This window comes from Streptomyces sp. BE20 (genome assembly GCF_036322525.1).
Lineage (GTDB): Bacteria > Actinomycetota > Actinomycetes > Streptomycetales > Streptomycetaceae > Kitasatospora.
This window is the reverse complement of sequence record NZ_JAQYWW010000694.1, coordinates 1-334: the sequence shown is the minus strand read 5'-3', so window position 1 is coordinate 334 and position 334 is coordinate 1. Positions and strand designations below refer to the sequence as shown.

Below are 334 nucleotides of genomic sequence, written 5' to 3'. Positions count from 1 at the left end.
TTCGTCTTCACCGTGCTGATGTCCTGCTTCTTCGACGCGATGGGCACCATCCTCGGCGTCGCCGACGAGGCCCAACTGCTGGACGAGAAGGGCGACCAGAAGGGCATCAACAAGGTCCTGATGATCGACGGCATCGCCACCGACGCGGGCTGCGCGACCTCCTCCTCGGGCAACAACTGCTTCGTCTAGTCGACCGACGGCGTCGGCGAGGGCTCCCGCACCGGCTTCGCCTCGAGCGTCACGGGCGGCCTCTTCGTGGTGGCCCTGTTCCTCACCCCGCTCGCCACCATGGTCCCCGCCCAGGCCGCCACCCCCGCCCTGGTCGCCGTCGGCT

General features: G+C 68.9%; 1 pseudogene. It reads left to right on the top strand.

The window, feature by feature from the left end:
• Positions 1-334 (top strand): annotated as a pseudogene (locus PUR61_RS15820) (solute carrier family 23 protein); the annotation flags it as partial.